This window comes from Psychrobacter sp. JCM 18901, from assembly GCF_000586435.1.
Taxonomy (GTDB): Bacteria; Pseudomonadota; Gammaproteobacteria; order Pseudomonadales; family Moraxellaceae; genus Psychrobacter.
This window is the reverse complement of the sequence record NZ_BAWH01000023.1, coordinates 36202-49379: the sequence shown is the minus strand read 5'-3', so window position 1 is coordinate 49379 and position 13178 is coordinate 36202. Positions and strand designations below refer to the sequence as shown.

The following is a 13178-nucleotide window of genomic DNA, read 5'->3' as shown; positions in this document are numbered from 1 at the left end:
ATAGTTATAAATTCAGAGTCCTCATTAATTTGCTATATCTAAAAATTCCTAAGAAATAATGCGATATGGCGATATTTGCTAGATATCGATAAAGGTTTACAATAGCGACAATTTTTGTTTTAATATTTATTAAATGGAACTTTGTTTCGCATAGCAAAACATACGTATATGTTAGCTAATTAATGAATGCCCTATATTTTCTCTGATAGCTTTAAATATAAGGTATTGAAAGAAAAAGAGAAAGTAAGCTAAGGTTTATTTATTGACAGAATTACTATATTATTACTCGTCTGTAACGTATTTATGTATAAATACGGATATTGTTAAACGTACAAAATCGACCACTTCAAGGATGAATTCAATGCTTAATTCTTTAAAATCCCCATTACTTTTGTCAGCTATGTTGAGTGCTGCCTTAGGTCTAACTGCATGCTCATCTCCAAGCTCAGAGGGCAGTGATACTGCATCTGCAGATAGTGCGGCAACAGATACTGCAGTAGATAAGCTTGATACTAAGTTTTTGACCATTGCTACTGGCGGTGCGTCTGGCCCTTACAACATCATCGGCACCTCATTGTCTGAAGTCTATGTCAAAACCTTTGGCGTAAACTCAAAAACACAAACCACTGGCGCATCAGTCGAAAACGTCAATCTATTGACCCAAGGCAAGGTCGATATGGTCTTGGCACTAAGTGACGTAGTGACAGATGCTGTCGAAGGTAAAAACAACTTTGAGCAGCCAATCACTAACATTCAGCAGATTGCTGTTTTGTACCTAATGTCGTGCAAATCGTAACCTCAAAAAAATCTGGTATCAAAAACATTGAAGATTTACGAGGCAAGCGCATTGCGGTAGGGGATCAAGGTTCTGGTACAGAAGTAAATGCTCGTACTTTACTAGAAGGGTTTGGTATCACATATGATGATGTCACCGTTGATTATCTAGGCTTTGCTGAAGCTGCTGATGGTATGAAAGCAGGTAAGATCGAAGCGGCATTCTTTAGTAGCGGCCTACCAAACTCATCTTTGATGGAGTTAGAACAAGGCTTAGATTTGCAGATTGTCACTATCAACCAAGACAAGCTAAAAGAAATCATCGCGACCAAGCCTTACTTCAAAACCTTTGAGATTCCTGCTGGCACTTATGGCAACGAAACAGCCGTACCAACTGCCGCAATCATGAATGCACTATTGGTTAGCTCTGATCTATCTGAAGCGGATGGTTATAAACTAACCAAAGCATTGTTTGATAATTTAGATGGTCTAAAAACAGCTCACCAAGCGGCCAATGATATCAGTCTAGAAACCGCTCGTGATGGCATGGTAGCCCAATCCATCCTGGAGCTAAAAAAATACTATGACGAACAAGCAGCCAAGTAATTCATTATGGTTATCAACTGGCGCGGCATTTATTGCAGCGCTGGTTTTTTTTACGCTATGGTTAGGCTCTACGCTTCAGTCTGTCGTTGAAGTGCGAGTCGCAGGCGTAGACGGTGCTGATGATAAGGTTTGTTATTTCACTGAGCCTGATTTTCAGCTACGTTGGATACATTCTGTAGAAAAACAGTGGTGGGAAGAACAGTATCAACGCATAGACGGCAGCAGTACAGCAGGTGCGGAGCTGTTACTGACCACGACCTATTTTGAAGCGTTCGGTGCAGGGACGCCCTCAACTGAACCGCTCGCTCCCATACAAAAGCCTGGCTATCTGGGTTATCAAATTAACGAAAAACTGCCTCGCCTTAATTGGGTCGTATCTAGACTGACCAAAGGTGAAATGGATTATGGTGATCATCGTTTCTTGATTCACCAGTGGGTGCCAGACTATTCTGAAGTGGTGATCATGCCTAAGACGTATGATTTAATTGATAGATTTAAAAAGGACTTTTGTCATGAACTCCCAAGTGACGGATCAAGGTAGTGTGACTACCATGCCAGATGCTCAAGTTGATAACGATGCTGAGGCGGATGCGGTCAACCGAGCAGTATTGGAAAAATATGACCGAGAGTCAATCACGCGTCATATCACTCAAGGACCAGTAAAATATTTCATTGCTGGCATTTGTATACTCTATTCACTGTTTCATTTATATATCACTTTTAATCCAATGCCAGCACTGTTACAGCGCTCTGTACACGTGGGTGTTGGTTTTGCATTGATATTCCTAATTTTTCCAGCCAGCAAAAAAAGCAGTCGCAAGCGAGTGGCATGGTATGACTGGATTTGGTTTGCCTTGTCTCTATCCGGTATGGGCTATCTCATTTATGAGTATCAAGATATCGTTACCTCGCGTGGCGGTATGGCCAATCAGGTCGATGTGATATTTTCTTTGATTACGGTAGTCTGCGTGTTAGAAGGCAGTCGCCGTATTACTGGTTGGATTTTGCCAATCTTGGCCGGCATATTTTTGGCTATCCATTTGTTAGTCATTTAGACTTTATGCCTGACAGACTTTTGACTCGCCCTTATGATATGGGTGATATCTTTGGTCAATTATTCTTAAAAACAGAGGGTTTGTACTCTGTTGCGATTGGTGCATCGGTCACCTTTATCTTCTTGTTCATTCTGTTCGGTGCGTTTTTAGCACGTTCAGGAATGGGGCAGTTATTTAATGATTTGGCATTGGCTATCGCTGGTCATAAAAAGGGCGGACCTGCAAAAGTAGCAGTCATCTCTAGTGGCTTTATGGGCAGTATCAATGGCTCAGCTTTATCAAATGTGGTTAGTACGGGTGCCTTTACTATTCCGTTAATGAAGAAGGTCGGCTATCACAAAGATTTCGCAGGTGCAGTTGAAGCCAGTGCCTCGGTTGGTGGACAGATTTTGCCTCCGATTATGGGTGCCAGTGCTTTCATTATGGCTGAGACAACAGGCTTGCCGTATAGCACGATTGCCTTAGCAGCATTATTGCCAGCGATATTATACTATTTAGGCGTCATTGCGCAGGTGCATTTCCGTGCTGGACGTCGAGATCTAAAAGGTATTGCTAAAGAAAATTTACCAGCGGTAAAAGAAGTATTAAAAGCCCGCGGTCACATGCTATTGCCCATTGTCTTTTTGATTTTCTTATTGATCAGAAACGTACCTGTGGGATATGCAGCAGCTTATACCATTGGCTTTACCGTTGTGATCAGTATGCTACGTGCCGAAACTCGCATGAGCTTTTCTGATATTTTGGGTGCATTAGAAGATGGTGCGCGCCAGTCATTAGCGGTCATGGCTGCTTGTGCGGTCGTTGGTATTATCATTGGGGTTGTGAGTCTGACCAGTTTTGGTACGGTAATGACGTCCTCTATCGTCACGCTAGGCGCAGGATCACTATTCTTTACGCTTATCTTAACGATGTTGGCATCAATGGTTTTGGGCATGGGATTACCCTCTATTCCTGCTATATCATTACGGCGACGATGGCTGCGCCAGCATTGGCCGGTTTTGATATTCCAATCTTGTCAGCGCACATGTTTGTTTTCTATTTTGGTATCTTTGCCAATATTACACCGCCTGTGTGTCTCGCAGCCTTTGCGGGTGCAGGTATATCCGGTGGAGATCCGATGAAGACAGGGTTCTTGTCCCTCAAACTTGCTCTCGCGGGATTCATCGTGCCGTTTATGTTTATTTATAATCCAACGATGTTGATGATAGATCCAACCGGCCTAGCAGTCACGGCAAAAGATTTCCCGCTGCCACCTATTGTAGATATCATTACAGTAGTAGTGACTTCGGTGACGGGTGTTATTGCGCTAAGCTCAGCACTTGAAGGGTACTTCAGAGGCAGTATGAATACGGTAACTCGTGTCATCTTAGCTATTGGTGCTTTGCTATTGATTTATCCTGAGATTACGACTGGTATCGCAGGTGGTATTATTGTCCTTGGTATTGCTGCATTCAATATAAAAACAGCTGGAAAGCCAACGCCAACTTTAACCGTGTAAAGCGTTAGGTTTAATCCTTTGACAATTTATTAAAGCTAAAAAAAAGGGTGAATAACAAATTTGTTATTCACCCTTTTTAATATTCTCGAGATGTCGTAATAACTGTCTTAGCTACTGTTCTTAGCGGCTGTTGTTCACATCACTTTATTGCTAAATTAGCAGCCAAGTTTGCCTTCAGCTTCTAATGCTTTTTTTGCTACGGATAGGTGCTGGGCAGTCTTCGCCATAGTACTGACGATCTGCAAAGTAGCTTGAGCGTACCATTGGACCTGCCCAAATGCTAAAGAAGCCAATCTTTTTACCGTAGTCCATATAGCGTTGGAACTCGTCTGGATGGACATAACGATCGACAGGCGCATGGTTTTTACTAGGCTGTAGATACTGACCGATAGTGATCATATCTACATCATGAGCTTTTAAGTCATCGAGTAGGGCATAGATCTCTTCTTCTGTCTCACCAAGACCAACCATAAAGCCGCACTTGGTGGCGATATCAGGACGACGCTCTTTATAAATCTTAAGCAAATCTAGCGAATGCTGATAGTCAGAACCTGGACGGAAAGCTTTGTATAGACGTGGCACGGTTTCGATGTTGTGGTTAAACACATCTGGTGCAGTCTCTGTCAATAAATCCAACGCAATATCCATACGACCACGGAAATCGGGCACTAGGATTTCAATCAAGCAGTTTGGGCTAAGCGCTCTTGATTCGTTTAGCACTTCTACAAAATGTCCCGCACCGCCGTCTTTTAGATCATCACGATCGACAGAGGTGATTACGGCATATTTGAGCTGTAGACCTTGAATGGTTTCAGCGGTATGACGCGGCTCATCCTTGTCTAGCTCATTAGGACGACCATGACCGACATCACAGAACGGGCAGCGACGCGTACAGATATCACCCATGATCATAAAGGTGGCTGTACCATCAGCAAAGCACTGTGGCAGGTTAGGGCAGGCCGCTTCTTCACAAACGGTATAAAGCTTTTGCTCACGCAAGGTTGCTTTGATACGAGCAACTTCAGCAGGCGAGGACATTTTTACCCGAATCCAATCAGGCTTTTTCTTTGCCTCGACAGTCGGGATCACCTTAATTGGGATACGGGCAACTTTGTCATAGCCTCGTAGCTTTTCGCCTTGGATGGCTTTTTTTGGTTTGGCTTTAGCAGCAGGTACATGCGTTTGTACGGCAGTTGTCATAATGGAATTATCTCTTAACCCTTTATACTATAAGGTTTATGGAATTATCAGAATGTTTTATAAGTGGCGATATTATAGCAGAAATTTGGCAGTCAATTTTGGAACAATATCGTTAAGATTACTACGATTGCTCTGACAACCATAGTTTTAAATATCTATGTTAATCTCTAACTCATTCAGTACATCTATAGCGGCGCGAAACGCTTCTTGGGTGGCGGGTGCACCGCAGTAGGGCAAGCTATGCATTAATACTTCTCGAATCTCAGCGACACTGGCACCATTATTGATCGCGCCTCGAATATGGCCTTTTAACTCAGTTGGGCTTTTTTGGGCAATCAAAAAAAGCAATCGTGATTAATGAGCGATATTTGCGCGGCAGTACTGAGTCATCTTGCCATGTGCTGCCCCAAGCGTGTTCAATTATCCAGTCTTGTAGCGGCTGGGTAAATCCTGTGGCAGCATCAAGTGAGCGTTTGACATGTTGCTCACCCATGACCTCAGTGCGTACTTTTAGCCCATTGTCATAGTTGGTGCTATCGTCCATATCGGCATCCTTAGTATTTATTGAAGGTATCTCTTACAGAGTTGCATAACAGTCATATGGCGACTGCGCGTGCATAAAGCAAGTAATCATTATTAACAATAATCAATGGGACATCACTGATAATGGGGCATGCAACGCTATTGTAGAGAGCACTATTTTTATAATAAATGTTCGATATGGCCTTACTATCCGCCTTTTACTGGCTGAGCCATTAACATTTAGAGCGTTTTAAGCTATGATTGCACCAATAATTATTCCCTATAGTATATCGACGCAGGCAGTCATGCTGACTACCCACGTAATGTGCTAAACCCCAACTAACGAGGACGACTATTGTGTTAGAAGCTTATCGTAAACATGTCGAAGAACGTGCTGAGCTAGGAACGGTTCCGCTACCACTGAACGAAAAACAAGTAGTAGAGTTGGTTGAACTCCTAAAAACGCCACCTACAGGTGAAGATGCGTTTTTGATGAACCTGCTAGAAAATCGTATCCCTGCTGGTGTTGACCAAGCAGCATATGTTAAAGCAGCATTTTTGGCCGCTATCTTAAAAGGTGAAACCTCATCACCACTTATCAGCAAGCAAAAAGCGGTTCAAATCTTAGGCACCATGCAAGGTGGCTACAACGTTCAGCCATTGGTTGCAGCACTAGATGACGCGGAAGTGGCACAAGATGCAGCTGAAGCATTGAAAAAGACTTTGCTAGTATTTGACGCGTTCAATGACGTGACTGAAAAAGCAGAAGCGGGCAACACCATCGCAAAAGAAGTGGTTCAGTCTTGGGCTGACGCAGAATGGTTCTTGAATCGCCCTGAAGTACCAAAGAAAACCACTTACACGACGTTCAAAGTCACTGGTGAAACCAACACGGATGACTTGTCACCTGCGCAAGACGCATGGAGCCGTCCTGATATCCCATTGCATTCACTAGCCATGCACAAAAACTCTCGCGACGGCATCAATGCTGACGAAGAGGGTGTTGTTGGTCCAATGAAGCAAATCGAAGAATTGAAAGAAAAAGGCCATCCGTTAGCTACGTGGGTGACGTCGTTGGTACTGGTTCTAGCCGTAAGTCTGCAACTAACTCAGTATTGTGGTTGATGGGTGAAGATATCCCTAACGTGCCAAACAAACGTGGCGGCGGTCTCGTACTTGGTAACAATATCGCTCCTATCTTCTTTAACACGATGGAAGATTCTGGCGCATTGCCAATTGAAAAAGTGGCAGTTGATAACCTAAACATGGGTGATGTATTTGACATCTATCCGTACGAAGGCAAAATCACTAAGCATGATTCTGACGAAGTATTGTCAACGTTTGAATTGAACTCACCAACATTGCTTGATGAAGTACGTGCTGGCGGCCGTATTCCATTGATCGTTGGTCGTGGTTTGACTAACCGTGCTCGTGAATACATGGGTCTTGGTCATTCTGACGTATTTGCTAAGCCAGAAGAGCCAGCTGATACTGGTAAAGGCTTTACGCTAGCCCAGAAAATGGTTGGTAAAGCTTGTGGTCTGGCGGGCGTACGTCCAGGTATGTACTGTGAGCCTAAGATGACTACGGTCGGTTCTCAGGATACGACTGGTCCGATGACGCGTGATGAGCTAAAAGACTTGGCATGTTTGGGTTTCCAAGCGGATCTCGTGATGCAGTCATTCTGTCATACTGCCGCTTATCCAAAGCCAGTTGACGTTGAGACTCAGCACACACTACCTGACTTTATCATGAACCGTGGCGGCGTAAGCTTACGTCCAGGTGATGGTATCATTCACTCATGGTTGAACCGTATGCTACTTCCAGATACCGTTGGTACTGGTGGTGATTCGCATACTCGTTTCCCAATGGGTATCTCGTTCCCAGCGGGTTCTGGTCTAGTTGCATTCGCAGCGGCAACTGGTGTGATGCCACTTGATATGCCTGAATCTGTTCGTGTTCGTTTTGTTGGTGAGCGTCAAGCTGGTATCACCCTACGTGACCTAGTACATGCTATCCCTTATCAAGCGATCAAAGAAGGTTACTTGACGGTTGATAAGAAAGGTAAAATCAACGAGTTCAACGGCCGTATTCTTGAAATCGAAGGTCTAGAAGATTTGACTGCTGAGCAAGCGTTTGAATTGTCTGATGCCTCAGCTGAGCGTAGTGCTGCTGGTTGTACCATCACTTTATCTGAAGCATCAGTGACTGAGTACCTAAATTCAAACATCACGCTGCTTAAGTGGATGATTTCAGAAGGCTATGGCGATGCACGTACGATCAGCCGCCGTGTTGAGCAAATGCAAGAGTGGTTGGCTAACCCAAGCCTCATGCGTGCTGACGACGATGCTGAATACGCGATCGACATCACTATCGATATGAGCGAAATCAAAGAGCCTATCCTTTGCTGCCCGAACGATCCAGATGATGCAAAAACGCTAGCAGACGTGGCTGGTGATACCATTGATGAAGTATTCATTGGTTCATGTATGACCAACATCGGTCACTTCCGTGCCGCTGGTAAATTGCTACAAGACGTACCAGCAGGAAGCCTGAAGACTCGTCTATGGATTGCACCACCTACTAAGATGGATGCACGCCAGTTGATGGAAGAGGGTTACTACAACATCTATGCACAAGCCGGCGCTCGTACTGAAATGCCAGGTTGTTCACTATGTATGGGTAACCAAGCACGTATCGCACCGAAATCTACTGCGGTATCGACCTCAACTCGTAACTTCCCGAACCGTCTAGGTCAAGGCGCTAACGTATACCTAGCTTCTGCAGAGCTTGCAGCAGTCGCAGCGGTACTTGGTAAATTGCCGACTAACGATGAGTATCAGCAGTATGCTGGCATGCTAAACAGCATGGGTGATGAAGTCTATCAATACATGAACTTCGATCGTATGGAAGACTATACTGAAGAAGCAGACAAGATCAACGTTGCTCAGTTGACCTAATCTTGGTTGCAGCTTAAGCAAAACGTTTTTAAGCTTTAATAATAGAATAACCCCGTATCGTCATGATGCGGGGTTTTTTATTGATGACTCTAAGAAAACTAGTATTTATTTACAAACTTTTATTGAGTATCTATAATCAAAGCTAATTGTTGATAATTTTCACTAACGATTTCTACTTTTCACGACTGAGATAAAAAGCCCTATGGAAAATAATATTAAGCTTGATAAAGCGACTCCGCCGCCACTGCCCAGATCTACGATGGCTAACAATCATAATGCTGAAGCAAATTATGGAATCATTGATTGGTTCAAAAAGTGCATGAGAAATTATGTCAATTTCTCTGGTCGGGCACGCCGTAAAGAGTTTTGGTATTTTTCTTTGGTATATATGATCTTGGCAATTTTTGCGATGATAATAGATGCAATTATTTTTGACGCAGAAACAGGGCCTGTTATATAGTTGTAGCGCTTGGTCTTGCTTTACCCAGTATTGCTGTTGGTATTCGCAGGTTACATGATACGGGTCGCTCAGGATGGTGGTTTTTAATATCCTTAATACCACTGATAGGCGGCATTGTGTTTCTTGTATTTTGTGCTAATGATACTAAGCCTGAAACCAATCAATGGGGCCCGCCAGCAAAATAGTCTGGCCTAGGATAAAGTCGGTTTTTGATAAATCTGTTTACGTCTGTATAAATGTACTGGCTGATTTTCTACGCTATGTTATGTATAATATAGGGGCAGGCGGAAACCGTGGCTCTGCACTTTATTTATCTTTTCTAACTCGGGACGGACCGATACTTTGACATGCACCTTGCTGTTTAAATACAGGTGCTTTGGAGTCTTGGTTGATGACCTTATCACCGCTTAAACGTCGCTTAATTTATGTGACCGCCTTCGAAATTATCGCGATTATCTTATCTACCCTTATATTGATGAAACTCAGTCACAGTGATGCATCAGAATCCTTACCAATCGCCGTAATGATGTCGGTAGCAGCCGTCGTTTGGAACTTTATATATAATACCGCTTTTGAAGCGTGGGAACGTCGCAAGCGCATTGTACGTCGCACGTTATGGATACGCAGTGTTCATGCTTTTGGTTTTGAGGGTGGGCTGGTGTTAATCTGCTTGCCACTTTATATGATTTGGTACGATGTTGGTCTAGTAAAAGCCTTTATGATGGAAGTAGCGCTACTGCTATTTTTCTTAGTTTATACGTTTACGTTTACTCTGATCTTTGACAAGATATTTACGTTACCTCATCATTCTAAACCCGCTACCGCTTCTTAATTAAAGGCATTGACAAAAAAAGGGCTACCATATTGGCAGCCCTTTTTTGATGGCATTATTGTTTATCTTGTTATTTACCTTGATATACCGGCTTACGCTTTGCGATAAAGGCGCTAACCCCTTCGATAAAGTCATCAGTTTTTGCCATTACTGTCTGTTGCTCTACTTCCGTATCTAACGCTGCGCTCAAACCAGCGAAGGCGTGTACGTTGAAGCTCTCTTTCATAGCGGCCAACGCTTTGCCTGGTAGTTGGCTCAATCGTAGCGCCAATGCTTGGACGGTGGCTTCTAGCTCGTCAGCACTAACCACGTTGTTTACCAGATTTAAGCGCGCCATATCTTCTGCTTTTAGCTTATCACCTAGCATTACAAGCTCAGTGGCTTTTGCGGCACCAACCAATTGGTTTAATAAGTAAATACCACCTGCATCTGGAACTAGGCCAATATTAACGAACGCTTGTACAAACTTTGCATTGTCTGCGGCAATTCGAAAGTCACAAGTAAGCGCCAAGTTCATGCCAGCACCTGCCACAGCGCCTTCTAATTTAGCAATAATCGGCTTATGGATATGACGTAACTTTAAGCTGACTTCGCCTGCGCCTTCTACCATACCTCTCAATTTGTTTGAAACAACATTCTTGTCTAATCCTTCAGACAACATCTCTTTAATATCGCCGCCGCTTGAGAAGTTACCACCAGCCCCTTGCAAAATAATCACCCGTACTTGATCATCTGCAGCCGCTTTATCTAGCGCTATCAAGACTTGGTTTTTTAAAGGTGTGCCAAAAGCGTTTAAGCTTTTTGGATCGTTAAAGGTAATGGTAGCAATGTGCTCTGCAACTTGATAATCGACGAGAGACTGTGACATTTGAGATTTCCTTATTTTAAATGGCGGTTTTAATATTTTGTATCAATGACAATACTTTGAGATAAAGGTAAAAATGGTTCAATGCTGATTACTATAGCAGCTTGCTATGATTATAAAAGCGTGTTTTGTGGGCGCTTAAGACACATCTACATACTGGTAAACTTTCCTATTCTATCGTAAAAGCTGATGCTAGCTAATGAGACAAAACGACTGGCTCGTAAAAAGGCTATGACCTAAGGGGCTAATGGATTATGCTAATATGCTAGGTTGAGCGTAAAAGAGTCGTAAAAGACACAAGGGTACGCTCGAAATTTTCATTGATCAAACAAGGATGTGGTTATGCCAACTATCACTGTAAATAACGCTGATATTTATTACGAAGACAGCGCACCGAACGACACAACAAAGCCCGTTATCGTATTTGCTCACGGTCTACTGTGGAGCTCGCAGATGTATGACAAGCAAGTGGAGCATTTTCAAACAGACTATCGCTGTATTGCTTTTGATTTTCGCGGGCAAGGTCAGTCGCAGGTTACTAAGTCTGGCTATGATATGGAGACGCTGACTGACGATACGCTTGGCTTGCTTGCAGCGCTTGGTATTGATAAGTGTCACTTTGTTGGGCTATCTATGGGCGGGTTCGTGGCTCAACGTATCGCGCTCAAACGCCTGAGCTGCTATTGTCATTAACGCTGTTAGAAACCTCTGCTGACCCTGAAGATCCAAAAAATATCCCTCAGTATCGCAAGCTAGTGAAAGCGATTCGCTGGTTAGGTATGAAGCGTGTGAGTAATAAAGTGATGCCAATCATGTTTGGCAGTACGTTCTTGGCAGATAAGCTGCGTAAATCTGACCGTAAGCAGTGGCTAACGATGCTACAAAGCAATCGCAAGGGCGGCGTGGTCAAAGCAACAATGGGCGTGATTGAGCGTACAGGTACTTATGAGCAGCTGGGTGAGATTACAACGCCAACACTAATTGTGGTAGGTGATGAAGATGCCGCCACGCCTTATGCCAAATCTGAACGCATGCATTTTGCTATCGCTGGATCCAAGCTTGCTATTATCAAAGGTGCCGGTCATACATCGACAGTAGAAGAGCCTGATCAAGTGAACCAAGTACTTCGTCAGTTTTTGGAAAGTTGTGCTTAATATAGATATTGTTCGAGAGCTTTGAAGCCTTATATCTATAGAAGTCCTAAGCAAATCTCTATATAAAAAAAAGCCGCTACCTGTATTTGATAGCGGCTTTTTGTATGGTGTAAGTTGTTAAATGGCAGTCAGCCATCATCAGAGATGAAAGCTACATTCGTGAGCTGTATTGGCTATGTCCGTCATCAATGGTACCAAAGGCTTCTGCACGATTAACAATTTCAGTCGCCCAAGCACGGTGCGTCGCAGGCTCTAGCATCGTATTATTGTACTTGAATACCGCTTTGGCCTCAGAGTGAAGGATCGCTTGTGCTTCATCTAATGTACTCAATGGCACACAGTAAGCTTGCTGTACTAGGGCGATTTGGCTTGGATGAATGACAGTTTTGCCTACCATCCTAAGCTGACATCTCGATTCAGCTCTTGCATAAACAGCGTCGGCTGATCTAAATACTCAAATACTGGCGCGGTAAGATAAAAACCATGCGGCACAAAACAGCCCAGCATTTGATAAGCCAACGTACCGATAGGCGAGTCATAGACAATACTGTTTTTTGGGCGGCGTAAGCGCAATGCTGCGAACAAGTCATTACCGCCGATACGCAATGCAAAAACTGGTTGGCTAAACGCTTCTTTAAAAGCGATGGCAAGCTCCTGATTGTGATGCGGATTAAACAGCGCTGCGGTTTCGAGCGTCGGCATAAGTAGTTGATCTACTTTTAGGTTCTGACAAGCCATGCGCCAGTTAGATAAGCTATACATATCAACTTTTGGCATAACGAAACCATCGATGAGGTCAATATGGGTATAGTCAGCCAGTTGCTGTAGCATCATCGGGCTACGTGGACGTATAAAAACCAGTGGACGCGTCGGATGCTGAGCATGAATCTTTGCTGATTTAGATGGCGCATTAATGCTATTCACATGCTCAGCCCAAGTATCCAGCAGGGTGCGCAAACGCTCAAGCGCCAACTCTACATCCTGCTGACTGACCGCATCCTCTAGACAGATAATAATACTATTAATCGTCGGTAGTTTGTCCCGCTTGATGACTTGCCAAATATCTTGGCGAGTCGCAGGCATGTATAAGCTAGCACCGAGCTGATATGGATGGTGCGTGTGCGGTTTGACCATCGCATGACGCTCAGTGATCAGATGCGCATAAGATTGGGTATCATTGTAAAGTTCTGACTCGGTTTTTAGCATATCTGACATAATTGGCATCATAAGTAGAGGGTATAAGAGAACGGAA

General features: G+C 43.7%; 8 protein-coding genes and 5 pseudogenes. 9 read left to right on the top strand and 4 right to left on the bottom strand.

Annotated features, from left to right (window positions below; genetic code table 11):
• Positions 1 to 361: 361 nt before the first annotated feature.
• The 3 genes and pseudogenes from TT11_RS14445 to TT11_RS14435 all read left to right on the top strand — a co-directional run bounded on the left by TT11_RS14445 (position 362) and on the right by TT11_RS14435 (position 3933).
• Positions 362 to 1380: pseudogene (locus TT11_RS14445) on the top strand (TAXI family TRAP transporter solute-binding subunit).
• On the top strand, positions 1358 to 1921 hold the full coding sequence (locus tag TT11_RS14440) for a DUF1850 domain-containing protein (protein ID WP_261870945.1): 564 nt from the start codon (positions 1358 to 1360) through the stop codon (positions 1919 to 1921). The pseudogene TT11_RS14445 and the gene TT11_RS14440 overlap by 23 nt, the downstream one beginning before the upstream one ends.
• A 10-nt stretch (positions 1922 to 1931) precedes the next feature.
• Positions 1932 to 3933: pseudogene (locus TT11_RS14435) on the top strand (TRAP transporter permease).
• Between the two features lie 174 nt (positions 3934 to 4107).
• Here TT11_RS14435 and lipA read toward each other — a convergent pair.
• Together lipA and TT11_RS14425 are read right to left on the bottom strand one after the other, a co-directional pair.
• Positions 4108 to 5133, bottom strand: a complete 1026-nt coding sequence (lipA, locus tag TT11_RS14430; RefSeq protein WP_261870944.1) for a lipoyl synthase — start codon at positions 5131 to 5133, stop codon at positions 4108 to 4110.
• A gap of 147 nt (positions 5134 to 5280) precedes the next feature.
• Positions 5281 to 5677 (bottom strand): annotated as a pseudogene (locus TT11_RS14425) (carboxymuconolactone decarboxylase family protein).
• A gap of 335 nt (positions 5678 to 6012) precedes the next feature.
• Between TT11_RS14425 and acnB the strand changes: the two are divergent.
• From acnB to TT11_RS14405, 4 genes and pseudogenes are all read left to right on the top strand, one after another.
• Positions 6013 to 8615 (top strand): annotated as a pseudogene (gene acnB / locus TT11_RS14420) (bifunctional aconitate hydratase 2/2-methylisocitrate dehydratase).
• 202 nt (positions 8616 to 8817) lie between these two features.
• The gene (locus tag TT11_RS14415; RefSeq protein WP_261870943.1) at positions 8818 to 9075 is read left to right on the top strand and encodes a DUF805 domain-containing protein; all 258 of its coding nucleotides are present in this window, start codon (positions 8818 to 8820) and stop codon (positions 9073 to 9075) included.
• Positions 9072 to 9260 carry a DUF805 domain-containing protein gene (locus TT11_RS14410; protein WP_370587863.1) on the top strand — a complete coding sequence of 63 codons (189 nt, stop codon included), beginning with the start codon at positions 9072 to 9074 and terminating at the stop codon, positions 9258 to 9260. Before TT11_RS14415 ends, TT11_RS14410 begins: the two co-directional genes overlap by 4 nt.
• A 206-nt stretch (positions 9261 to 9466) precedes the next feature.
• Positions 9467 to 9907 carry a PACE efflux transporter gene (locus TT11_RS14405; RefSeq protein WP_261870947.1) on the top strand — a complete coding sequence of 147 codons (441 nt, stop codon included), beginning with the start codon at positions 9467 to 9469 and terminating at the stop codon, positions 9905 to 9907.
• A 70-nt stretch (positions 9908 to 9977) separates the two neighbouring features.
• Here the strand turns inward: TT11_RS14405 and TT11_RS14400 are convergent, their stop codons facing one another.
• Positions 9978 to 10775, bottom strand: coding sequence for an enoyl-CoA hydratase/isomerase family protein (locus TT11_RS14400; RefSeq protein ID WP_261870942.1), 798 nt, complete (start codon positions 10773 to 10775; stop codon positions 9978 to 9980).
• Between the two features lie 339 nt (positions 10776 to 11114).
• On the opposite strand from TT11_RS14400, the gene TT11_RS14395 reads away from it, so the two are divergent.
• Together TT11_RS14395 and TT11_RS14390 are read left to right on the top strand one after the other, a co-directional pair.
• Positions 11115 to 11465 (top strand): alpha/beta fold hydrolase, encoded by a 351-nt coding sequence (locus TT11_RS14395; protein WP_261870941.1) that lies wholly within the window; start codon positions 11115 to 11117, stop codon positions 11463 to 11465.
• Positions 11384 to 11926 (top strand): alpha/beta hydrolase, encoded by a 543-nt coding sequence (locus TT11_RS14390; protein ID WP_261870940.1) that lies wholly within the window; start codon positions 11384 to 11386, stop codon positions 11924 to 11926. The genes TT11_RS14395 and TT11_RS14390 overlap by 82 nt, the downstream gene beginning before the upstream one ends.
• Positions 11927 to 12077: 151 nt before the next feature.
• Here TT11_RS14390 and TT11_RS14380 read toward each other — a convergent pair.
• Positions 12078 to 13009: pseudogene (locus TT11_RS14380) on the bottom strand (HpcH/HpaI aldolase/citrate lyase family protein).
• Positions 13010 to 13178: the final 169 nt, after the last annotated feature.

What these genes read in the sequence shown, in the direction of transcription:
- lipA (WP_261870944.1), bottom strand. Translation starts at nt 5,133, where the DNA reads ATGACAACTGCCGTACAAACGCATGTACCTGCTGCTAAAGCCAAACCA.
- TT11_RS14400 (WP_261870942.1), bottom strand. Translation starts at nt 10,775, where the DNA reads ATGTCACAGTCTCTCGTCGATTATCAAGTTGCAGAGCACATTGCTACC.
- TT11_RS14395 (WP_261870941.1), top strand. Translation starts at nt 11,115, where the DNA reads ATGCCAACTATCACTGTAAATAACGCTGATATTTATTACGAAGACAGC.
- TT11_RS14405 (WP_261870947.1), top strand. Translation starts at nt 9,467, where the DNA reads ATGACCTTATCACCGCTTAAACGTCGCTTAATTTATGTGACCGCCTTC.
- TT11_RS14440 (WP_261870945.1), top strand. Translation starts at nt 1,358, where the DNA reads ATGACGAACAAGCAGCCAAGTAATTCATTATGGTTATCAACTGGCGCG.
- TT11_RS14415 (WP_261870943.1), top strand. Translation starts at nt 8,818, where the DNA reads ATGGAAAATAATATTAAGCTTGATAAAGCGACTCCGCCGCCACTGCCC.